Here is a 22,528-nt window from a genome sequence, read left to right on the forward strand (position 1 = left end):
CCCATGAAGGTGCTCGTCGTCAACGTCGGCTCGACCTCGGTCAAATACAACCTCTATGAGATGGACACGGAGGCGCGCCTCGCCGCGGGGCGTGTCGAGCGTGTCGGCAGCGCGGAGGCCGTGCACGTCCACGAGGGTGGCAACACCCCCGTCGACGGACGGGAAATCCAGGGCGCGCTGCGCTCCATCATCACCCACCTGACGCGCACCGGCGGCCCGCTGCCGGACGCGAGCGCGCTCGCCGCCGTCGGGCACCGCGTCGTGCATGGGGGCGAGCGGCTCATCACCCCCACGCCCATCGACGCGAAGGTCGAGGCCATCATCGAGGAGTGCGCGCGCTATGCGCCGCTGCACAACCCGGTGAACCTCGCCGGCATCCGCGCGGCGCGCGAGGTCTTCGCCTCGGTGCCCCACGTCGCGGTCTTCGACACCGCGTTCCACGCGCAGCTCCCGCCCCAGGCGTACACGTACGCCGTGCCGCACGAGCTGTATCTGTCCAAGGGCGTGCGCCGCTACGGCTTCCATGGCCCGAGCCACCAGTTCATGGCGCTGTCCGCGGCCGAGCACCTCAAGACGGACCTGTCGCGCCTCAAGCTCATCACCTGCCACCTCGGCGGTGGCGCCAGCGTGTCCGCCATCGAGCGCGGCGTCTCCGTGGAGACCTCCATGGGCATGACGCCGCTGGAGGGGCTGGTCATGGGCACGCGCGCCGGCGACGTGGACCCCGCCCTGCCGCTGCTGCTCGCGAAGGACGGCATGACGACGGAGCAGATTGACACCCTGCTCAACCGCCAGTCCGGCCTCGCGGGCCTGTCGGGCATCAGCGCCGACTTCCGCGACGTGCAGAAGGCGGCGGACGCCGGCGACCCGCGCGCGCGCCTGGCCATCGACGTGTTCGTCCACCGCCTCCGCAAGTACATCGGCGCGTACGCGGCCGTGCTGGGCGGCGCGGATGCGCTCGTGTTCACCGGCGGCATCGGCGAGAACTCCGCGCTGGTGCGCAGCCGGGTGTGCGAGGGGCTGTTCTTCATGGGCGTCGCGCTCGACGAGAAGGCCAACGAGACGAAGCGCGCGGCGGACCATGGCGGCATCGTCGAAATCTCCGCGCCACGCGCCCCCACCCAGGTGCTGGTGGTGCGCACCGACGAGGAGCGGATGATTGCCCGCGAGGTGCTGCGCTGCCTGGTGGGGCCCACGGCCACCCTGCGCAGCGTGCGCGCGCGGCCCATCCCCGTGGGCGTCAGCGTTCGCCACGTCCACCTCAGCCGCGCCGACTGCGACGCGCTCTTCGGCCCGGGCTACGAGCTGTCGCCGAAGCGCGACGTCACCCAGCCGGGCCAGTACGTCACGCGCGAGACGGTGGACCTGGTCGGCCCCAAGGGGGAAATCCAGCGCGTCGCCATCATCAACCCGCTGCGCAAGCAGACCCAGGTGGAGCTGGCGAGGACGGACGCCTTCACGCTCGGGGTGAGTCCGCCCCTGCGCGAGAGTGGCAAGCTGGAGGGGACGCCGGGCATCACCCTGCGCGGCCCCGCGGGCACCGTCACCATCCCCAGCGGCGTCATCCTCGCGCTCCGCCACGTCCACATGAGCCCGGAGGAGGCACGCGAGTTCGGCGTCCAGGACCGCAACGTCATCCAGGTGCGCGTCGAGGGAGACCGCGAGATGACCATGGGGGACGTCATCGTCCGCGTCCACCCCGACTTCCGCCTGGACATGCACGTCGACACCGACGAGGCGAACGCCGCCGGCTTGACGAGCGACAGCGTCGTCGCCTTCGGGGGCGTCCAGGAGGCCGGGCGGTAGCGCCCGGGTGGCCCCCTACCGCCGCCACTCCTGTGGCACCTTCTTCTGGGTGGCGTACTGCTCCAGCTCCGCGAGCTGGTTGTGCGCAAGCTTCAGCTCCACCTCCACCTCCCAGCGGCGCTTCCCGGCGCTCTTGCCCGCGGCCTCGGCCTCCAGCAGGCCGCGCTTCTCCTCCTCCAGCGTGGCAATGCGGGCCCGCGCCAGCTTGAAGCGGCTGCGCCAGTCGTCGGTGTCCTGCCGCGAGCGCTCCTCCTCCACGCGCTGCTTCCAGAGGACCTGCTGCCACTGCTGGATGCCGCCCCGGTTGCGCTGTCCGAGCGCCTGCGCAGCGCGGACCTCGGAGAGCGGTACCTCGAAGCGCTCGGCCTCCCCGCTGCCCTGGGCCACCTTCAGGTAGGCACTGCCCGTGCTGAACTGCGGGCAGTCCTCGAGGGGGAGCCTCGCCACCCCGACGTGGACGCCTTGCGTGAGCCCACGCGCCACGAACCAGCGAAGGCGCCGCGAGTCATCCTCGGAGGACATCGAGTCCCGGACCGGCCGCCAGTACTCGAAGTCCACCTTCAGCGGGCACGTCTGCCCTCCCACCTCCAGCGCCAGCTGGCGCACCACGCGCCGGGGCAGCGCGTCGAAGCGCTCGACGAGCAGCGCCACCAGGCCCAGGTTGGTGATGCTCCGGACGCCGAAGAGCACCGGCTGCTCCGTCTCCCGCTGGAAGCGCTGAATCTCCCGCTCCTCGTCGCGTGCCACCCGGGCCAGCAGTGCCTCCCAGCGCGCCGTCGCCTCCGGCGTGGAGGGGACGGTGATGAGCTTGCTCGCGTAGGGGATGGGCAGCGCGAGCCCCAGGCCGTCCGCGTTCTCTATCTTCATGGAGACGACGCCCACCACCTCGCCGCGCCCGTTCAGCAGCGGCCCTCCGCTGTTGCCCGGGTTCACCGACGCGTTGAACTGCACGTAGCCCGTCCCCAGGTACTCGCGGCCCAGGAAGCCCACCTTCCCCTCGTGGACGGTGAAGTCCAGCCCCTTGGGGCTGCCGATGAAGACGAGTCGGTCCCCCGGCTCCAGGCTCGTGACGTCCCCGAGCTTCAGCGGGGGCGCATTCGCGCCCACCACGCGGACGGTGGCGAGGTCCAGGTCCACGTCGGACTTCAGCGTCTCCCCGACGAGCTGCCGCCCGTCGGGCAGCACCACCGTCATCAGCTTCCCGGGCGGGCAGACCACGTGCTCGTTGGTCAGCACCAGCTCCTTGTCCACGAAGAACCCGGAGCCCGTCTTGCCCTCGCACCGCAGGCTCAGCGTGCTCGGAGAGGCGAGCTTGGAGATTTCCTGGGTGGACAGCTCCGCGGGCCCGGACTCGCGCACGGGCTCCGGGGCACCCACCGCGCCCCCCGAGAGGGAGTGGGCCGTCTGCTGGAGCGCGGGCGAGCGGGCCGCCCAGACGCCGAACGCGACGCCGCCGAGGACCAGGACCGCCAGGCCCGCGACCAGGGCGCCTCGGGACGAGCGCCGGGGGGCTTCCTCCGGAACGCTCGAGGGCTGGAGGTATGCATCCGCGCCATGCGCATGGAGCACGTCCAGGAGCTTCTGGGCGAAGGGCGTGGAGACGCCCCGGGCCACGCGGTCGCCTGGAATCGCCAGCACCACCCGCGCCTGGGAGAACGACGGGGCCGGTGGACCGAGCAGGGCCAGCGCCCGCGCGAGCCCGAAGCGCTGGCGCTCATCCTGTACCGCGCCCTTCAGCACCACATCCATCAGGAGACTGGCACCACAGGCACAGCGCGCCCTGTCCCCCGCATCCGGAGCACCGCACCGGAGGCACCTCGACTCGACCACCTCGGACATCTCGACAATCCCCTCGCGGCCGCACCGGCTGCGTCTGTCGGCCCCTGCCCGACTGGACGCGGCAATCCTATACCGGGAGCGGTGGGAGACGGAGGCGCGCGACTCCGGGGTGGGAGTGCCCCAGACGGGTGGTGAAGTCCTGGCGGGAAGGCCACCGGCCCTGGCGCACCGCGTGCCAGGGCCGGTGGGCAGCCGAGCCTAGCGGGACGCCCGGGTGCGGCCGCGCGTGGCCGGCTTCGGCGGCTGGCCCGACGCGACGGAGGCCGACACGCCGAAGACGACGTCATCGTTGTCGTCGTAGAGGCCGAAGGTGCAGCTCGACAGCGGGCTGCTGGCCTCCACGAACTGGGCCCGGAGGGCGTGCTGCCCGGCGCCGCTGCCCACCGTGAAGGTGTGGGAGAACGTCCTCGCGCCGCTCCCCGTGCACGTCAGGCCGGTGGCCAGCGTGCTCCACAGCGGGAAGCCCGGGGTCGGCGTGTAGTAGAGGTTCAGCTTGTCGGTCGCGTCGTAGCACCACACCGTCACGTCCACCTTCACCTGCTTGCCCGGCGTAATCGGCCCGCCGTCCACGCTCTTCAGCACCACACGGTCGATGCTCTCGTCGAAGTGGTAGAAGCCGAAGGGCCCGTCCGGGCAGCCATCGAGCGTGTTGGGCTGGTTGGGCTCGGCGCCGAGGAACTGGCTGCCACGGCTGTTGACGAGGGTGCCCGTGTCGCAGCCGCACCCGGTGCCGCACGCTGGCGTCCCGAGCGTGGCGTCGTAGGCGGCGACGGTGGCCTGGCACGTCCCACCTCCCGACTGGGTGGTGAAGCGGAAGGCCCCGCTGTAGTTGCCCGCTCCGCAGCCGTCCACCGCCCGCGCCCGCCAGTAGTACTGCGTGTTGGCGGTGAGCGCGGGAGAGACGCTCCAGGTGCTGGTGCCCAGCGCCGAAGCCGAGCGCACCACGTTGGTGAAGGCAGCGTCGGTGGCCACCTGCACCTCGTAGGACGTGGCACCCGTCACGTCACCCCAGTCCAGCGTCGGGGAGAGCGAGACCCCCGTCGCCGCGTCCGCGGGGCTCGTCAGGACGGGAGCCGCCGCCGGCTGGCAGGTCGTCCCCGTGGTGGTGAAGCGGAAGGCCGCGCTATAGGCGCCGTTGGCGCAGGCATTCACCGCGCGGACCCGCCAGAAGTACTGCGTGTTCGTGGCCAGCGCGGGAGAGACGCTCCAGGTGCTGGAGCCCAGCGCCGAAGCCGAGCGCACCACGTTGGTGAAGGCGGCGTCGGTGGCCACCTGCACCTCGTAGGACGTCGCGCCCGTCACGTCGGCCCAGTCGAGCACCGGCGCCAGCGCCACGCCCGTCGCCGCGTCCGCCGGGGTGGAGAGCGAGGCCACTCCGGGAGGCGTACACGGGCCACCCGGCGTCGCGCAGACACAGGCGGAGGCAGGGGCGAAGCAGGCGCTCGAGCTGGCGGGGACGATGGAGTAGCAGTACCGCTGGTCGTTGGCGACCTCGCTGTCGGTGTAGGTCGTCCCGGTGGCCGTGGCCACCTTCGCCTTGCCGAAGTTGCAGCCGGCGTAGCCCTCCGTCTTCATCACCCAGTACTCGCTGGCATTGGCCACGGCGTTCCAGCTCAGGGCCACCTGACCGTCGCTGGGTGTGGCGGTGACGGTGGGCGCGGTGCTCGGGCCGCTGGCGCAGCCCGCGTTGGCGGGGGCGGGTGTCGAGCAGGCGATGCCGTGGCGATTGAAGGCGGCATGGATGGCCGTCATGTGCGGCGTGCCGTCGTTCAGGTTGCCGTTGTCGTCATCCGCGGCCAGCCACTGCATGTAGCCATGGCTGGCGCCACAGCCGTCTGACGTGCCGGCGGTGCAGTTGCAGGCGTGCCACGAGCCGACGTTGCCGCTGCCCTGGTAGAAGATCTTGTTGCCGATGATGAAGGCCGTGCCGGAGTCGTAGTTGAACGGCGCCGCCTGGAGGTCCCTCGCCACCAGGTCCCACGCGGCCTGACGGACAGGGGACGCGGCGCAGTGCACCTGCTTGCCGCAGGGGCCCGTGCCGGAGCTGCACTTGGGGCACACGTAGTTCTGCGGCGTGGCCGGCGTCTGGTTCGCGTGCGCCAGGTAGTCCGCGTCGCGGACGCCCGAGCAGCGGGTGTTGCACCAGGCCGCGCCCACCTGGGCCTCGTTCTGGTTGTAGCCGGTGCCGTCCGGCGTCTTGCCGCAGCCGCGGTCGGTCGTCTGGAAGAAGCCGTAGCCCACGCACGAGGCCTGCAGCCGGTAGATGGACGCGATGTCCGCGTAGCCCTCGCTCGAGTTGCTGAGCGCGCCCGCGGCATCGAAGTCGTCCATGCCATGGCCCCACTCGTGGTCGAAGATGGCCGCGATTTCACCCGTGTTCCGGCAGCCGCCGCCACTCCGGTAGAAGTTGACGGTGGAGCCGTTCCAGAAGGCGTTGCAGGTGCTGTTGATGTTGACGTTGGCGGTGAGCTGCCCCTTCAGCCAGGTGTTGTTGGGGAGCCAGCCACGGGCCAGCTCGGCAATCCGGTTCGTCTCGTAGAAGGCCGAGCGCGCCGCTGGCGTGTTGCCCGCCCCACCGCCTCCCGTGGCGCAGTCATGCTGGCCGTTGGTGCCACCCATCTGGATGTTGCCGGTGGCGGAGCTGAAGGTGACGGAGCCGCAGGTGTCCGTGACGCGCACGTACTTGCCGGCCAGGGTGGTGGTGACGTTGCCGGAGCTGTAGGCGAAGACGCCGGCGCCGTCCGTGAAGTTGTTGGGAGCGGCGAGCCCCGTGTTGGCCCACGGCATGGGCATGTTGGGCTGCAGGGTGCCGCACGTCTCGTTCGCGGGGCAGATCTCCGTGTTGGTCAGCGGGTAGATGCCGCCCTTGATGGTGGCGTCCAGGTAGTGGTTGTCGTCCTCGAGCGCCAGCACCTCGCCCGTGTGGGCGTCCACCGTCACCTTCCAGCGCTCATTCTCTCCGGGGTTCTGGAAGCCATAGGTCCACACGAGCTGGTGGCGGTAGCCCTCGCCGAAGCCCGGCGTCCCGGTGCGGGCCATGGGGGCGAGCTCCAGCGTGGGCTGCATCCAGAGCTGGCCGGGCGTCTCCAGGAGCCCGAAGCGCTCACCTCCGGCCGTCAGCGCCTGCTGGGCATCCAGCGCGGGCTTCGTGGAGTCGGTGACGTTGCTCCACGCCTCGGTGCCGAGCAGCACGAGGTTGCCGTGGCTGATGGTCGCCACGAGCCGGCCGTGACGGACCGGGATGCCGTCCGCCTGCTGCGGGATGTGGACCTGCCAGAGCGTGTCCGTGACTCGCGCCACGCGGGGCTCGCCCAGCTGCATCATGTCCACGCCGAGCGCGGCCTGGTTGTCACTGATGAACTTGAAGAGGAGGTCCGCCACCACCGCCTCGTCCACCGCCCCCACGGACCGTCCGAGCTGCTGGTGGACGGTGGCGAGGGTGACCTCATTGCGCACGCCCGTGCCGGGAATGAGCGGGATGGCACCCTGGATGGCGGAGGGCGTGCCGGACAGCGGGTCCACATACACGTGGAAGTCGCGGCCGTTGCGCGCGAAGAAGTCCTCCCACGCGCCAGGCCCCACGCCCTTCAGCTTCGAGCGGGCCTCGTCCAGGGGCATGTTCGAGACGGGCAGGTACAGCTCGGGCTTGAAGAAGGCCTGACTCGCCAGGGTGCTCGGCTGGGAGGGCTGGAAGGCCCACCCCACTGCTCCGAGACACAACGCGAGACAGACAGCCCACTTCGACGCGAGGCGCATGGGGTTCTCCTGAGCGAAGGCGCCCCACACCCGGAGCGCGTCCACAGTCAAACCCCAGGTGAACACCGCTAAAAACGGAATTTGCAGAGATTGTTATTTGGACCGGTATTTCCAGTTTCATTCGACCCGTGCGGTATCCAGTGCTGAACAGCGCTCCCGGCCCCCGGTGGGGGCCGTGGCGGGCCGTGCGGCACCAGGGGCGAAGCCGACTTGCTCCAGATATCGAACATACTCAGGCTTTGCAGGTATTGACAGATTTTCCGGCTAAAACTACAGGATAGGTGAGGGACAGTCCCCTTCCCTCTCCCTGCATGCGTGCATGAAGCAGGCGCGTCCAGGGGGTCCCCCAGCCAGAGAAAGTCCAGTCAATGAAGAAACATACGTTCACGACGCTCTCCAGCCTCACGGCGCTGTTCGCCGGCCTCACGACTGCTCACGGCCTGCCGGCCAGCGCCGAGGCCGCGTCCTCGAGGAGCCCCGCCGCGGAGGCGGCCGCCCTGCCTGCCCAGGACGTGTCGCCGGAGCTCGTCTCCGCGATGCGCCGGGACCTGGGGCTCACCGAGGAGCAGGTCCGCCGCCGGCTGGCCTTCGAGGCGAAGGCGCCCGCCCTGGAGGCGAAGCTGCGCGGGGAGCTGGGTGACACCTTCGGTGGCGCCTGGCTGAACGAGGACGGCAGCCAGCTCATCGTCGGCGTCACGGACGACGCCAGCGCCGAGCGCGTGCGCCGCGCGGGCGCCGAGCCCCGGAAGGTGGCCCGGAGCCTGGCCGCGCTGAACCGGGTGATGGAGGAGCTGAACGGCAGCGCGAAGGAGGCCACCCCGTCCATCCACTACTGGTACGTCGACCTGCCCACCAACAGCGTCGTCGTGCACGCCGAGGACTCCGGCATGGCGAAGGCCCGGGCCGACGCCTTCGTCGCCCGCAGCAGCGGCGCGAAGGACGGGAGCATCCGCCTGGTGCCGTCCAAGGAGGCGCCCCGCCCGGTGTACGACGTGCGCGGCGGTGACCCGTACTACTTCAACAACTCGCGCTGCTCGGTGGGCTTCTCCGTCAACGGCGGCTTCGTCACCGCGGGCCACTGCGGCGGCGCCGGCACCGCCACCAGCGGCTACAACGGCGTGGCGATGGGCACCGTGCGCGCGTCCACCTTCCCCACCAACGACTACGGCTGGGTGGCGACCAATGGCTCCTGGACGACGCAGCCGTGGGTCTACAACTACAACAACGCCAACGTCGTCGTCGCCGGCTCGCAGGAGGCCGGGGTGAATGCGTCCGTCTGTCGGTCCGGCTACACCACCGGCTGGCGGTGTGGCGTCATCCAGACCAAGAACGTGACGGTCAACTACTCCGTGGGCCCCGTCTATGGCCTCATCCGGAGCAACGCGTGCGCCGCCGGCGGTGACTCGGGCGGCTCGTGGCTGTCCGGCAACCAGGCCCAGGGCGTGACGTCCGGCGTGGCCGGGGACTGCTCCTCCAGCGCGCCCCAGACGTTCTACCAGCCCCTCAACCCCATCCTGAGCGTCTACGGCCTCACGCTGACGACGAGCGGCGGTGGCGGCGGTGGCAGGGCGTTCGTCTCGCGCATGAACGGCAAGTGCATCGACGTGCCCAACTCGAACTTCTCCGACGGCGTCCGCGTCCAGATGTGGGACTGCAATGGCACCAACGCCCAGCAGTGGACCTTCGACGGAAGGAAGGTCCGGATTGGCGGCAAGTGCCTGGACGTGGCCGGCGCGTCGACGGCCAATGGCACGGCCATCCAGATTGCCAACTGCAACACCAACCCCGCCCAGGACTTCGTGCTGAGCGCGGCGGGTGACCTGGTCAGCTACCTCGCCAACAAGTGCGTGGACATCGAGGCCTTCAACCCGAACAGCGGCGCGAAGCTGCATCTCTGGGAATGCACCGGCGCCTCGAACCAGAAGTGGGACTACCGGTAGGCGCCCCGCACCACCCCGGGGGACGGATGGACCTCCGTCCCCCACCCCACGAAAGAAGGCTCACGGGTCGTACAGATAGGCCCAGTTCAGCTGCGACGCCGAGGCGGTGATGGTGTTGAGCTGCTGAAAGGCATTGAAGTTCTGATAGGGCTGGGCGTAGCAGAGGCTCGAGGTGCAATACATGAGGCTGCCGGGGTGCTGGCCGGCCCAGAGGCTGCGGACCGCCCCGGACCAGGTGTAGAAACGGGTGGCGTTGATGTACCGGATGACGCCCCCCAGACCCAGCCAGCCCTGCGATGCCCCCACCTGCTTGTAGAGGCAGAGCTGGCGGCCTGCGAGCCCCGCCTGGTCGAAGAGCCAGAGGCTGGAGCCGGCGCAGCTGCTGTCGGTGGCCAGGTCGTCCAGGTCCTGCTGCGTGACGCCCAGCCCGAGGCTCTGGAGGAGTGCTTCCCGCTCCGCGAGCTGGGCGAGCTGCTCCTTCCGGGTGATGAGCGTCGTCTCCTGCGACAGCGTCCCATCCGGCAGCTCGCGGAGGAGGGTCTGCTCGAAGAGCTCCTCTTCCTGGGCCTCGGGCGCCTCCGGCGGTGCGGCCTCTTCCTCCAGCGGTCCTCCGCAGCCCACCATCAGACCGACCGCGCAGACCATCATCCATGTGCTCGAGCGCTTCATCGGAGTCTCCCTGGCTGCTCGGCTGGATGGAACGAAACAGGGGGCCGAGCTACCCAGTTTTACACGAATTCCCCATTCCAGACAACCCAGCTACAGCTGCATCAATCCACGAAGCAGCTCACGAGCCTCGCGTCTGTCTCGAGAAGTGTCTCGACCTCGGGCGCGCAGTCCCGAGACGAGAGCACGGTGTAGAAGTCGTCCTTCAGGGTGGGCGCGAGCCGCACCGCCTCGAGCCACTCCCGGCGGGAGAACGGGTCCGCGCGGATGCCCCGCCAGAAGCCGGTCGCCTCCAGCACGGAGGCCACGCGCTCCGTTCCCTGGCCTTGCAGCTGGCTGACGACGTACGTCGCCACGCCGACCTGCAGCCCGTGGAGCCTGGGGCGGGAGGCCACCGCATCCAGCGCGTGGGATATCAGGTGTTCGCTTCCGCTGGCCGGCCGCGAGGAGCCGCTCACCTCCATGGCAATCCCGTTCAGCATGAGCGACGTGGCCAGGAGGCGGACGCCCTCCAAATCCCTCACGGGCCTCGCCATGAACTGGAACACCGTCGCATCCGAAAGCAGCGCCGCGAAGTCATTCACCGGCGTGCCCCGGGCATGGAAGGCCCGCTTCCAGTCGGCGATGGCCGTCACCTTCGCCACCAGGTCGCCGATGCCCGACCACCAGAGCGGGTCCGGCGCGCGAAGGCAGACATCCGTGTCGACGACCACGCCGGAGGGCATCGCCGCGCGCAGCGAGCGGCGGCGGCCTCCCTGGGTGAGGCTGGACTGGGGGCTGCAGAAGCCGTCGTTCGACAGCGACGTCGGCACCGCGAAGTACGGAAGGCCGGCGAGGAAGGCCACGTACTTGGCCACATCCAGGGCCCGTCCGCCGCCAAAGCCGATGATGGCCTGACTGCCCGGGGGAAGGCGGCTGAACAGCGCGGAGGCCCGCTCGAAGCTCGCCTCGTCCACCTCCTCGCGGCCCACCAGGGCCACGCCCTCGCGCGCGAGGCTGGCGTCCATGCGCTGGCCCAGCTCCGGCAGCAGCCCGGCGCTCACCAGCAGGACGGCGCGCCGGTGCCCCGCACGCGCGAGGTAGACGCCAGTCCTGTCCAGCGCACCGGGCTTGATGCGCACGAGTTCGGGGATGAAGAGCGGATGTGTTCGGGGGCCCATGACGTGCGACGAGGATGGCAGACCCCGTGAGCGGATGGGACGAGAACACGCGGGCGGGGACGCCCGCCCCCGGTGCTCGGCGGCTCAGGACCTCCCGGGCCCGCTCACGCGGCGTTGCTGAGCTGGCCGAGCCGGGTGCCCTCCTCCGAGTTGTCGATGTCGACGCCCAGCTCGTCCCGGAACACGTCCAGCAGGTACGGCAGCACGCCGACAGTCCCAGCGCGCATGCGGTGGTGGAGTGACAGGTCCTTGTTGGAGAAGGGCCTCGGCGGGTGGGGACGCTGGAGCAGCGTGTTCACCTGGCGCTGGACGTCGTCGAGGGCGCGGAGCGCGGAGCGCTCCAGCGTCAGGTACTCCGCGGTGGCATCCGCCACGGCGTCGGCGAGGTCCGCGTGGGGCCCTCCCGCGGCGCCCGCCCGCGCGCGGACCAGGGCCCGCAGCTCCTCGCGGGTGCGCGTGTACACGTCATCCAACCTGGGCGTGAACACGTCCCGCAGGTGGACCAGCGAGTCCTCCCGGAAGGTGCTCATGCCGCGCTGGGCGCGGTCGAACATCTCGATGTAGCGGGCCTCGGCCCAGTCGCGCTGGGTGGCCGTGTGCAGGCGCGTGGGCCGCATCATCGCCCAGTCCCGCTCCACCCGCTCACGCAGCCGGCCCCAGAAGCCGCCCGGCGCCTCCTCCGCCTTCGGCGTCGCCGCGCGGATGAGCTCGTAGGCGCGGCACATGTGGCTCCACAGGTTGAACTGGAGCGAGTAGAGCTGGAGCCCGAGCAGCCCGTAGTCCACGCCCGGGGTGATGTCCTGCGCCCAGGCGGGGAGTGTCGGAGGCTCGCCCGCCACGGGCCTGCCATCCATCAACGTCTCGAAGTACTCCGCCACCAGGTTCGGAGGACCGGCGCACACGCCGCGGTTTCCGATGTAGTGGTTGTCGCGGTCGGTGACGTAGAGCAGCTCCGCCGACGACAGGGGCGTGTCGTACGTCATCGGCTCCTCCGGCAGGAAGAGCAGGTAGGCCGTCACCATCCGCACGCCGTCCGTCACGCGGTAGATGTTGGACAGGACGGGGTCCAGCGCGCCGTTCTCCACGGGCGCGTTGGCGCGCATCATCATGTAGGTGGGGACGGCGAGCACGGCGCTCGATATGGCGTGCAGGTCCCCCAGCCGCCAGCGCCCGTCCGGGAGCCGGGAGTGGTGGCGCAGGAAGGCCTCACGCACCGCGAGCACCGCGTGCATCATCGGCTTCCAGTGCCGCATCATCGACTTGAGCGCCGTCACGTTCATCGGCGCGGCCTGCCGGTAGCGGCTGCCCGCGAAGTGGCACGCCTTGAACTCCGTCTCCATCTTCATGCGCATGGCTTCGGGGAAGACGTTGCTCTCCCCGACATGCCGGCCCTCCGCGTCGAGCGCCGGGTGGCCGACGCGGTAGACGGGAACCACCGCCTCGAGGAAGCCCAGCTCCAGCGGCCTTCCCGCCAGCTGCTGCATGATTTGCGGTGCGTCCGGGTTCCACCACAGGGGCTCGGTGGGAGCCATCCGCCGGGCCTCGGAGTCCAGGTACTTGCGATGGGACTCACTGTCGAAGGCCAGCGTCGGAGCCTCCCGCGTGAGGACGCCCTCCTCCAGCAGCGCCTCGAGCAGCTCCTTCACGCGCTCCCAGGGATAGGGCTCCCCCGGAGTCCACCGCGTGGCGGCGCCCGCCATGAAGGAGTCCTCCAGGCAGAGCTGCTCTCCGAAGGAGTGCAGGTCCTGCTCGTCGAGGGTGATTTCCCGGGTGCCGTAATAGATGTGCAGCTCCCGGACGCCCTCGGGCGACGTCAGGTATTCCTTGATGAAGCGACGCCGCATCGGCACATAGAGCGTCTCATGGGGGTCCACCGGCGCGGCTTCCAGACTCACGTGGCGACTCCTCTCTACTCCCGGGCATCCATCCTAAAGACAGTCGCCAGCAGCCGATACACGGCCTGCTGGCGACCGGGTTCAGCTCGCAGCGACTCAGGCGTCGAGGATGATGCCACCGCCGCAACCGCGAGTACCAGGGCCGCTCCGAATCCGGGTCTTGATCTTCATGGACTGCTCCTTGGCAGATGAAGCGTGATTCCGGATTGACGCACCGTGTAGACTCGTCAACCCGGAGTAAAAATAAAACCCGGAAAAACCTACTTCGTCAAGACAGGGGCTGTCACAGCTCCTGCCAGGTGACTTTCAATACCCAGCCAGTTGGAATGCATTGTCGACGTCTCGCGCTCACTCCCGACGAAGGGATGCGGCAATCCCATTCACGGGCATCCAGACCCCCACAACCTCTTCCACGACGCCCCCAGCACGATGGGCAGGCTGGGGTCGGCCGCGCAGCTGGCGGTGGCCCTGGGCATCTTCGCCGTGCAGACCGTCCTCAGCCGCCTGTGGCTGGCGCGCTTCCGCTTCGGCCCCGTCGAGTGGAAGGTGTAGAGGCCGGTGAGCCTGCGCTGCCCCTCGGGCCTGCGCATGACGGCGAAGGGCTCGAAGAGCAGCCCGTCGCGGGTGCGCACCAGCTCGCCCGTGCCCTCGCCGGTGGCCAGGTCCTCCACCCAGCTCGCAGCGCCCTCGCTTCCCGCACGCACCGGCTCGGCGGCCGGCGGCACCACGGGCTCCGCGAGCACGGGCCCCTCCGCCAGCGCGACTCCCCACATCTCCGTCATGAACGTCGACCGCCACTTCGAGCGCATGGGCGGACCCCTCGGGAAAGTTGTTTTTCCTGAATAGTCCTACAGGCCCATTGCTGTCTCACGGAAACCCGGAGGCGGGTGACGGCTGAGTTGAATACCGGGCCGTGCGTCCCGTAATGGAGCGGTGCGGAGCCGAGTCGGGTCGGCGCCTCTTTCAAGGGAAGCCAACGTATGAACAAGCAGCTGGGCACGGCAGTGGTGGTGATGGTGGCGTGCGTCTTCGGGCCGATGAACGCGCTCGCGCAGGAGGGCGGCACGACGGAGACGAGCGAGGGCCGCATCGAGGTCACCGGCACGGGGCAGAGCTCGACCCACGCGTGCGCGCCGGGCACCGAGGTGGAGGTCACGGGCTCGTCCAACACCGTGACGCTGACGGGTGAGTGCAAGAGCCTCACCGTGAGCGGCAGCACCAACAACGTGAAGGTGGAGGCCATCCGCACCATCACCGTGGAGGGCGCGAGCAACACCGTCACCTGGAAGCGCGGCCACGGCAAGTCGAAGCCGAAGGTCAGCCGCACCGGCGTGGGCAACAAGGTCTCGCAGGAGAAGTAGTCGTCGCCAGCTCCCACGCGCCCGCGCCATGACGCGGCGGGCGCGTGGGGCTCACCCTCCGTCCGGGCCCTCGGGAGCCGCACCGCCCGGGAGGGCCACTCGCATGGCGCACCGAGTCATACCGCTCTGCTAGAGTGGCCGCCCTTCAGAGGTTCCCCCTCCCTGCTGACACGCTCCACGACACGCGCCTTCGGGGTGCCGGCCACGGCCGCCCTGCTCTTCCTGCTTCCCTGGGTCATCTACGGAAGCGCCATCCTCCGGCGCTACGGCCTGCGCGACGACTACGCCATCCTGCGCGAGGCGCGCGAGGAGCCCGGGAAGATTCTCCGGGTCTGCGCCGCCATGGGCCGCCCGCTGTACGGCTGGCTGCTGGAAGTGTCCACGCGCGAGGCGGGCACCATCACCGGGCTGAGCGGCCTGCGGATGCTGAGCGTCACGGGCCTGGGCCTGCTGGCCGCCGCCGTCTTCCTCCTGCTGCGCCGGGAGGGCTGGCGCACCGCCCCCGCGGCCCTGGTGGCGGCGCTCCTCACCGTCATGCCGCCCGCGCAGGTCATCGCCAGTTGGAGCATCTGCTGGCCGCAGGCGGTGGCCCTGCTGCTGGGCGTGGGCGCATTCGCCCTGGCGCGCAGGGGGCTCGCCATGCCCCCCGAAGCCGCATGGCGGGGACGGGCCTGGTGCCTCGCGGGCGCGGTGGCGCTGTGCGCGTCGACGCTCATCTACCAGGTCAGCGGCCTCGTCTTCGCCGTGCTGCTCGCGGCGGCGCTGGTGATGAGAGAGGACGCGGACCTGCGCGCCACCGCGCGGTGGATGGCGAGGCACCTGCTCGTCATGGGCGGCGGGCTGGCCCTGGCGCTGGTGCTCACCCGGCTGTCCTTCCTGCTGGGCCTCTTCACGCCGTCACCGCGCATGGTCCTGGAGAAGCACCTGCTGGACAAGACGGCCTGGTTCGTCACCCAGGTGCTGCCCAACGCGCTGGCCCTCCCGGTCCTCAACGACACGGACTCCGGGCCTCCGGGTGGGTACTGGCTCATGGTGGGCCTGACGCTGACCGTGGTGGCGCTGGGGACCGCCTTCCAGGGACGGCGTGCCGGCCGCGCCGGCGTGGCGGAGTGGCTCCTCGCCCTGGTGGTGCTCTCGGCCGCTGCGTACTGCGCCAGCTTCCTCGCGAAGGAGCGCTGGCCCACCTACCGCACGCTCTATGCACTCACCGGGGTGTGGAGCGTCTTCTTCGCCGCGTCGCTCCTGCACCTGGGCCGCGGCTGGCCCACGCATGGCCCACGTGTCGCCACCGCGCTGCTGGGTGGCTTCGTGGCGGTGAGCGCCCTGCTGGCGCACCAGCAGTCCCTGGAGCTGTTCGCCCTTCCCCAGGGCCGCGAGCTGGCGCTGATGGAGCAGGGAGCGCGCCAGGTGGAGCCCGGCCAGCGGCCCCGCGTCTACGTCATCACCGTCCTGCAGCGGGACACGTCCGCGCCCCGCCGCTACCTGGATGAGTTCGGCTCCGTGTCCGTGGACACCGACTGGGTGGCCCGGGAGCTGTTCCATGCGCTCCTGATGGAGCGCTTCCCGGCGGAGCGCGACATCAGCGGGCTCTACCGCTTCGCCGCAGGCGCCATCCCTCCCGCGTCGGGCACCTACGATATCCTCATCGACCTGCGGCAGCGGCAGCGCGACTCCACCCTGGCCGCCTTGGAGCAGCGCCCAATCCAACCGACGTACCTGGCGGACGACGCCGACCTCCGCGGACCGCCGCTTCCCGCCCTCACCCAGCTCTGCCTCCAGCCCGGGTTCGTCCTGCTCCTGGGCCTCGTGCCCCTGGGGCTGCTCTGCCTCGGGGTCATGACCCGGGCCCGACGGAGCGTCCGGGCAGGGCTCATGGCGCTCACCATCCTGCTGAGCCTCGGCCTGGCCCGACTCGTGATGATGGGACTCATGGAGCCCATCTTCGCGGAGGCGGGCCCCGTCGTCAGGGAGTAGGGCGAGCCGTGCTGCGCTAGTCCAGCTTGATGAGGTTGAGCGTGGCCAGCGGGCCGCCCGGGAACTGCTGCAGCCGTCCACCGGTCGCCAGCGGGCCGAGGTCCACGGTGGCGAAGCCTAGCTGCCCGAAGAGGCGGCCCGCCTCCGTCATGGCGTCCGCGTCATTGCCCGACATGAACAGCACCCTGCGGCCTCCGGCCTGCCGGGGGTCCACCGCGAGCACCGCGGCGAGCAGCGTGTTGGCGGCCTTCACCACCCTCGCGCCCGGCGCCAGCGACGCGACGACCTCGCTCGAGGTGCGCCCGCCCAGGTCCGCCAGGCGGAAGCCGGGCAGGAGGACGGGGTTGGTGGCGTCGATGAGGATGCGCCCGTTCCACGGCGGCAGGTCGGCCAGCGCCCCGGGCACCTGCTCCCACGGCACCGACAGCACCACGATGTCCGCCTTCGCGGCCTCCTGCCGGGTGCCCGCCCGGGTGCGTGGACCGAGCTGCCGCACCAGCCCCGCGAGCGACTCCGGGCCGCGGCTGTTGCTCACGATGACCTCATGGCCCGCCCTCACCATGTGGCCCGCCAGTGCCTGACCGATGCTGCCCGCGCCAATGATTCCAACCACCATGGCCTGCTCCTGCGTACGACGAAGAGAGAGAGAATGAAGGTGCCGACGTGCCCCGGGGGCCCCCGGCTGGGAGGCCCCCGGACCTTCCACGCGTCAGCGCTGCTGGGACGGCGCCGGGGTGTTGAGCAGCTGCTGCTCCCACGTGAAGGCGGTGCCCACGTTGCCCATGTGGTCGATGAGCAGCTTCGCCAGGCCCGGCACGGTGGCCTCACGCGCCCAGTCCCGCTGGAGCTCCGCGGTGAAGACCCCGGTGGTGAGCGGCACGGCACCCGCCTGCACCATCCGCTGGATGGCCACCTCGTGCGCCTCCACGGAGACGCCGCCCGAGGCGTCGGTGACGATGTAGACCTCGTAGCCCTCGCCGAGCGCGTGGATGACGGGGAACGCCAGGCAGATCTCCGTCCACAGCGCGGCCATGACGATCTTCTTCTTGCCGGTCTTCTTCACCCACTCCACCACCCGGGCGTCCTCCCAGGTGTTGATGAAGGTACGGTTGATGGGCTTCTGCTCGGGGAAGACCGCCTGCAGCTGCGGGAGGAGGTAGCCGCCGCGCTCCTCGAGCACCGTGGTCAGCAGCGTGGGCACGTTGAACAGCTTCGCGCCCCGCGCCAGCGCCACCACGTTGTTGATGACGCTCTGCGAGTCATGGCTGCGCAGGCCGGCGAACTGGAACGGCTGGTGGTCGATGAGGATGAGCGCGCAGTTGTCGGGGGTGAGCATCGCGTCGAGGCCGGTCTTCGGGTTGCGAGGTGAGTTCATGTGCGTCTCCAGTGACTTCGCGGGGTTGGTGAGAGCAGCCCGGCGTCAGCGCCACCGCCGTTGCTGATGGAGAGAAGAATGGAGGAAGCACTCCCATCGCAGTAGCGGGCAGTCAGCGGAATCACTTTAAACAAAGTGTTTAAAGCACCGGCCGCGCCCACTAGCCTTTCCGGGCATGGAGAACCTCATCACCCTGGAGTGCTTCGTGCGCAGCGCGCAGTCCGCGAGCTTCTCGGCGGCCGCGCGCCTGCTGGGGCTGACGCCGGCGGCGGTGAGCCAGAACGTCGCGCGGCTGGAGGCCCGGCTGGGCGTGCGCCTGTTCCAGCGCAGCACGCGGAAGCTGACGCTGACGGAGTCGGGGGAGCGCTTCCTGCGCGAGGCCTGCGGCAGCCTCGACGCCCTGCAGACGGCCATCGCCAACGTGTCGAGGTCCGCGGGGCAGCCCGCCGGAGTGCTGCGGGTCAGCATGGCCGGCGCGTTCGGCCGCGGCTACGTCCTGCCGCTGATGAAGGACTTCCTCGCGCGCTACCCCGCCGTCGTACCGGACTGGCACCTCGACAACCGGCCGGTGGACCTCATCGCCGAGGGCTTCGACGCGGCGATTGGAGGCGGCTTCGACCTGCCCACGGGCCTGGCCGCGCGAGAGCTGGCCCGGGCCCACATCATCGCGGTGGCCGCGCCGTCCTATCTGGCGCGCATCACCCCACCCCAGTCGCCCGAGGAGCTGCGCAACCTCGAGGGAATCCTCCTGCGCTCCCCCAAGACGGGGCGCATCCATACCTGGACGCTGCGCAACGGCGCGGGGGCGCAGATGGCCGTGGAGCTGCGGCCACGCATGATTCTCAATGACCCCGAGGGCCTCGCGCACTGCGCGCTGGCGGGACTGGGCATCACCCTGGTCGCGACGCTGAACGTGCTGCCCTACCTGGAGAGCGGCGCACTGGTAAGGCTTCTGCCGGACTGGCACGCCGATATCGGACCGATTCTCCTCTACTACGCCGGGCACCGGCAGCTGCCCGCGAAGACCCGCGTCTTCGTGGACTTCGTGCTCGAGGAGTTCCGTCGCCAGAACCTCGCCCGGAAGCTCTCCGCCATCTGAAGCCAGGCGCGGTGAAACACCTCGCGCCGCCAGGCCTGACTCGACCAGACGCAGTTTTTTCCGCCGTCGCCGGGAAGATTTCGCCCGGGGGTCGTTCCCCCCTTTGCAGCATGACATTCACCCGCTGCACGGAAGGAAGCCACCATGAAGAAGGTGTTTCAGCGCATTGCCCGCTCCACGCGAGGCGTGAGGCGGACCGTGGCCGTTGGCACGGTCCTCGCCACCATGGGCGTTGCCGGTATCGCGACCGCGCAGAGGACCACGACGACCCGGCAGTTCACGGAGACCGACGTCCAGCAGATCCTCTCCGAGCTGCGCGGCGTGGACCCGTCCACGTATCATCTTCGGCTGCCGACCTTCTATTTCGGGCGCATCGTCGGGACGAAGACCTACGGCACGCTGCCCATCACCCAGGTGCGGCTCGTCGCCACCCGGCTGAACGTGCAGCTCAACGAGACGGGCAACGTCCTCACCGTGTTCGACTCGCTCAACAACGGTGACGAGAGTGGCGGTGGCGGCGGCGGTGGCGGTGGTGGCGGCCCCGGCTCTCACATCAACTCGGCTTCCGCCGGAACGGACCTGTCGTCGCGCATCTCGGTCCTCCTGCAGGAAATCGACACGAACCAGTTCCAGTACCTGAGGTAGCCATGGCCTCCAGCGGTACGTGTTCGAGCTTCGCCGAGCGTCACGCCGGTGTCGTGGCCACGCTGGCGGCGGCGCATCTGGTCCTGGTCAGCCTCTTCCTCTGGACGGGCCTGGCCGAGAATCCAAGCAGCACGCCCGAGCGCGCGCTGCAGACCTACAAGAACCTGGCGGGCATCTTTCGCGACTACCGCTTCTTCGCTCCCGGCGTCTCCAGCGACATCCGCGCGGGGTTCATCCTCCAGCAGCCGGACGGAACGAGCGCGTTCCACGCGTTCCTGTCCGAGAACCTCGAGGTGGGCCTGCGCTACGGCTGCATCGTCGCCGCGAGCATGCGCGACGAGAAGGTGCGGGACGTGCTGGCGCAGTCCTGGGCGGCGGTCATGCTCGGTCAACACCCGGAGGCCACCCGGGTTTCAGTGGTGGCGCAGGGCTACCAGCTCCCGCCCCTCGAGGAGTACGCCCGGGGCGCGAGGCCGGCCTGGAAGGTCGTCTACGCGGCGGACTTCGACCGGAAGGAGGGCCAGCCATGAGGGCGCGCTCCTCCATGAAGGCGGCGGTGCGCGAGTTCTGGCTCCAGCCCGCGGCCCCGGATGCGCTGGCCCTCCTGCGCATCGTCGTCGCCACCATCGCGCTCGTCCAGTTGACGCAGCTCTGGCCGCACCTGCTCGAGCTGTACGGGAACTCCGGCTTCGTGCAGTGGGTGGTGCTGGAGGCGAGCACGAAGAGCTGGGTGCCCAGCGTGGCGAAGCTCGCGCTCGTGCTCCATGAGTACGGCGTGCGCGCCTCCACCACGGTGTACCTCGTGTTCGGCGTGTATGGCCTCGCCGTGGTGGGGCTGCTCGTGGGCTGGCGCACGCGCCTGTGCGCGCTGGTGGCCTGGCTCACCCATGCGCTCACCAGCAACAGCGGCTACCTGTCCCTGTACGGCGTGGACACGATGCTGCACATCCTCTTCGTGTACCTCTGGGCCTTCCCGAGCAACGGGCGCTGGTCGCTGGACGCGAGGGCGGGCCGCGTGGCGCCGACGCCCATGCTGTGGCGCATCGGGATGCGGACGCTGCAGCTGCACCTGTGCCTCATCTACCTCAACACCGGGCTCGGGAAGGTCGTGGGCGAGCAGTGGTGGAACGGCGAGGCCATCTGGCGGGCGGTGATGCAGCCGCAGTTCTCCGCCTTCGACTTCAGCTGGCTGGCGCAGGCGCCGTGGCTTCCGCTGGTGGCGGGCTGGGGCGTGCTCCTGGTGGAGCTCGGCTATGCGGTGGCCATCTGGTTCCGCCCGCTGCGGCAGCCCTGGCTGCTGGCGACGGCGGCGCTGCACCTGGGCATCGCCGCGTGCATGAAGCTGTGGCTCTTCTCGCTCACGATGATTGTCTTCAACGCCGCGGCCTTCGCCTGGCGCGAGGGGCGCATCGCCGAGGAGGAGACCGCGCCGGAGCCCGGCCCCGGGACGCTCGCCCCGGACGCGGTCGGGACGTAGGCATGGACGCCGGATGGCAGCAGGTGGCGCGGCTGGTGCTCGCGCTCGGCGGGGTGGCCGCGCTCGTGCTCGGGCGGCGCCTCCGGGAGCGCCTGGCGAGGAGGCTCTTCCTGGGGCTGGGGCTCCTGGGCGCCTTCGCCTACGCCAACTTCGGCACGCTGCATGGGGGCCGGTTCCTGCACGTCTGGGATGCGTTCCACTACTACGTGGGCGCGAAGTACTTCCCGGAGCTCGGCTACCAGCGGCTGTACGTGTGCACGGCCCAGGCGGACCTGGAGGCCGGCGTCCCCGGCGTGGTGACGCGGCCCATGAGGGACCTCGCCACCAACCAGCGCATCCGCGTCTACGAGGCCCCCGGCGGTGCCGAGGCGTGCAAGGCCCACTTCGCGCCCGAGCGCTGGGCGGCCTTCACCCACGACGTGGCCTTCTTCCGTGAGCAGGTGGACCTCGCGAAGTGGGGGCACATCCAGGTGGACCACGGCTACAACGCCACCCCCGCGTGGACGTGGGTGGGCCACCGCCTGGCGAACCTGGCCCCTGCCTCCCGTTGGCAGCTCACGCTCTGGGCGCTGCTGGACCCCCTGCTGCTGCTCGGCGCGGCGCTGTGCCTCGCCCGGGTCTTCGGCGCCGAGGTGGCGGCGCTCTTCCTGCTGGTGCTCGGCACCTGGTTCCCCGGCAGCTTCCTCTGGGTCGGTGGGGCCCTGCTGCGGATGGACTGGCTGTTCCTGTCCGTCCTCGGCGGCTGCCTCCTGCGGCGTTCCCACCCGGTGCTCGCCGGAGTGGCCGTCGCCCTGGCGGCCGCGTCACGGCTGTTCCCCGTGCTGCTGTTCGCGGGGCCCCTGCTCGCCATGCTCGCCCGGGGCCGCCGCGACGCCGCCTCGGTCCGCTTCCTCGGGAGTGGGGCGCTGACGCTCGTGGCCGTGACCCTGCTCCTCACGGCCTCGGCGGCGGGACGCCAGACGTTCCAGGGCTTCGTGCGGAACACCGCGAAGCACGCCGACACGCCCCTCACCAACCACATGGGGCTGCGGACGCTGCTGTCCTTCCGCATCGGCGAGTCCGCGGCGGCGCTGAAGGAGTCGGGAGCGTCGAACAGCTGGCGGGGCTTCAAGGAACAGCGCCGTGCCAATGCGAGACAGGCCCGCCCCCTCCATTGGGCCCTGGTCGCGGGTGCCGTCCTGGCGCTCTTCGCCGCCTTCCGGCGCCGGGAGGTCGAGCCCTGGGAGTCGCTGTCGCTCTGCTGGCTGTTCGTCCCGCTGCTGCTGGAGCTGACGAGCTACTACTTCGTCTTCGTCGTCGCGCTCGCGCCCCTCGCCGCGAGGAACCGCACGTGTGGCTTCCTCCTGCTCGGCCTGTGCGCGGGCTCACAGCTGCTGGCGACGACCGGGCTCCCCGAGGACCTGCTCTACGTGGCGCAGAGCGCGTGGCTGCTCGCCTTCGTCGCCTTCGCGCTCTCCCAGGCCCGGAAGGACGAGACGTCCGCGGACGCTCCGCGGGAAGTCGTGGCGGGCGGCGTGGCCGCCTGACCGGGCGCT

The 22,528-nt window shown here is 70.3% G+C and carries 18 protein-coding genes; 11 read left to right on the forward strand and 7 right to left on the reverse strand.

The window, feature by feature from the left end:
* The first annotated feature begins 3 nt into the window (after positions 1-3).
* Complete coding sequence (locus LXT23_RS29815) at positions 4-1,806, forward strand: acetate/propionate family kinase (RefSeq protein WP_253983738.1); 1,803 nt, start codon at positions 4-6, stop codon at positions 1,804-1,806.
* A 15-nt stretch (positions 1,807-1,821) separates the two neighbouring features.
* Here LXT23_RS29815 and LXT23_RS29820 read toward each other — a convergent pair whose 3' ends face one another.
* Entirely contained in the window at positions 1,822-3,555 is a 1,734-nt protein-coding gene (locus LXT23_RS29820) for a S1C family serine protease (RefSeq protein ID WP_253983739.1), read from the reverse strand.
* 288 nt (positions 3,556-3,843) lie between these two features.
* Positions 3,844-7,401: a PepSY domain-containing protein gene (locus LXT23_RS29825; protein ID WP_253983740.1), complete on the reverse strand. Its 3,558-nt coding sequence runs from the start codon at positions 7,399-7,401 to the stop codon at positions 3,844-3,846.
* Between the two features lie 368 nt (positions 7,402-7,769).
* Between LXT23_RS29825 and LXT23_RS29830 the strand changes: the two genes are divergently transcribed.
* Positions 7,770-9,341 (forward strand): ricin-type beta-trefoil lectin domain protein, encoded by a 1,572-nt coding sequence (locus tag LXT23_RS29830; protein WP_253983741.1) that lies wholly within the window; start codon positions 7,770-7,772, stop codon positions 9,339-9,341.
* A 60-nt stretch (positions 9,342-9,401) separates the two neighbouring features.
* On the opposite strand, the gene LXT23_RS29835 is transcribed toward LXT23_RS29830, so the two are convergent.
* The 3 genes from LXT23_RS29835 to LXT23_RS29845 all read right to left on the reverse strand — a co-directional run bounded on the left by LXT23_RS29835 (position 9,402) and on the right by LXT23_RS29845 (position 13,062).
* Positions 9,402-10,010 carry a hypothetical protein gene (locus tag LXT23_RS29835; RefSeq protein ID WP_253983742.1) on the reverse strand — a complete coding sequence of 203 codons (609 nt, stop codon included), beginning with the start codon at positions 10,008-10,010 and terminating at the stop codon, positions 9,402-9,404.
* Between the two features lie 101 nt (positions 10,011-10,111).
* Complete coding sequence (locus LXT23_RS29840; RefSeq protein WP_253983743.1) at positions 10,112-11,167, reverse strand: iron-containing alcohol dehydrogenase family protein; 1,056 nt, start codon at positions 11,165-11,167, stop codon at positions 10,112-10,114.
* Between the two features lie 104 nt (positions 11,168-11,271).
* Positions 11,272-13,062 carry a hypothetical protein gene (locus LXT23_RS29845; RefSeq protein ID WP_253983744.1) on the reverse strand — a complete coding sequence of 597 codons (1,791 nt, stop codon included), beginning with the start codon at positions 13,060-13,062 and terminating at the stop codon, positions 11,272-11,274.
* A 429-nt stretch (positions 13,063-13,491) separates the two neighbouring features.
* Here LXT23_RS29845 and LXT23_RS29850 point away from each other — a divergent pair, with 429 nt between their 5' ends.
* The 4 genes from LXT23_RS29850 (at position 13,492) to LXT23_RS29865 (ending at position 16,397) form a co-directional block, all read left to right on the forward strand.
* Positions 13,492-13,614 carry a DUF418 domain-containing protein gene (locus LXT23_RS29850; RefSeq protein WP_253983745.1) on the forward strand — a complete coding sequence of 41 codons (123 nt, stop codon included), beginning with the start codon at positions 13,492-13,494 and terminating at the stop codon, positions 13,612-13,614.
* 6 nt (positions 13,615-13,620) lie between these two features.
* Entirely contained in the window at positions 13,621-13,908 is a 288-nt protein-coding gene (locus LXT23_RS29855) for a hypothetical protein (protein ID WP_253983746.1), read from the forward strand.
* A gap of 134 nt (positions 13,909-14,042) precedes the next feature.
* The gene (locus LXT23_RS29860) at positions 14,043-14,423 is read left to right on the forward strand and encodes a DUF3060 domain-containing protein (RefSeq protein ID WP_253983747.1); all 381 of its coding nucleotides are present in this window, start codon (positions 14,043-14,045) and stop codon (positions 14,421-14,423) included.
* A 195-nt stretch (positions 14,424-14,618) separates the two neighbouring features.
* The gene (locus LXT23_RS29865; RefSeq protein ID WP_253983748.1) at positions 14,619-16,397 is read left to right on the forward strand and encodes a glucosyltransferase domain-containing protein; all 1,779 of its coding nucleotides are present in this window, start codon (positions 14,619-14,621) and stop codon (positions 16,395-16,397) included.
* A 16-nt stretch (positions 16,398-16,413) separates the two neighbouring features.
* On the opposite strand, the gene LXT23_RS29870 is transcribed toward LXT23_RS29865, so the two are convergent.
* Both LXT23_RS29870 and LXT23_RS29875 read right to left on the reverse strand, forming a co-directional pair.
* Positions 16,414-17,103, reverse strand: a complete 690-nt coding sequence (locus tag LXT23_RS29870; protein ID WP_323379099.1) for an NADPH-dependent F420 reductase — start codon at positions 17,101-17,103, stop codon at positions 16,414-16,416.
* Between the two features lie 3 nt (positions 17,104-17,106).
* Positions 17,107-17,772: a hydrolase gene (locus LXT23_RS29875; RefSeq protein ID WP_253983750.1), complete on the reverse strand. Its 666-nt coding sequence runs from the start codon at positions 17,770-17,772 to the stop codon at positions 17,107-17,109.
* A gap of 175 nt (positions 17,773-17,947) precedes the next feature.
* Here LXT23_RS29875 and LXT23_RS29880 point away from each other — a divergent pair, with 175 nt between their 5' ends.
* From LXT23_RS29880 to LXT23_RS29900, 5 genes are all read left to right on the forward strand, one after another.
* On the forward strand, positions 17,948-18,871 hold the full coding sequence (locus LXT23_RS29880; RefSeq protein WP_253983751.1) for a LysR family transcriptional regulator: 924 nt from the start codon (positions 17,948-17,950) through the stop codon (positions 18,869-18,871).
* A 144-nt stretch (positions 18,872-19,015) separates the two neighbouring features.
* Positions 19,016-19,516 carry a hypothetical protein gene (locus tag LXT23_RS29885; RefSeq protein ID WP_253983752.1) on the forward strand — a complete coding sequence of 167 codons (501 nt, stop codon included), beginning with the start codon at positions 19,016-19,018 and terminating at the stop codon, positions 19,514-19,516.
* Between the two features lie 2 nt (positions 19,517-19,518).
* Positions 19,519-20,046 carry a hypothetical protein gene (locus tag LXT23_RS29890; RefSeq protein WP_253983753.1) on the forward strand — a complete coding sequence of 176 codons (528 nt, stop codon included), beginning with the start codon at positions 19,519-19,521 and terminating at the stop codon, positions 20,044-20,046.
* Positions 20,043-20,993: an HTTM domain-containing protein gene (locus LXT23_RS29895; RefSeq protein ID WP_253983754.1), complete on the forward strand. Its 951-nt coding sequence runs from the start codon at positions 20,043-20,045 to the stop codon at positions 20,991-20,993. Before LXT23_RS29890 ends, LXT23_RS29895 begins: the two co-directional genes overlap by 4 nt.
* Positions 20,994-20,995: 2 nt before the next feature.
* Positions 20,996-22,519 carry a hypothetical protein gene (locus tag LXT23_RS29900; protein ID WP_253983755.1) on the forward strand — a complete coding sequence of 508 codons (1,524 nt, stop codon included), beginning with the start codon at positions 20,996-20,998 and terminating at the stop codon, positions 22,517-22,519.
* The last annotated feature ends 9 nt before the right edge of the window (positions 22,520-22,528 follow it).

The organism is Pyxidicoccus xibeiensis, from assembly GCF_024198175.1.
In the GTDB taxonomy this organism is placed as follows: domain Bacteria; phylum Myxococcota; class Myxococcia; order Myxococcales; family Myxococcaceae; genus Myxococcus; species Myxococcus xibeiensis.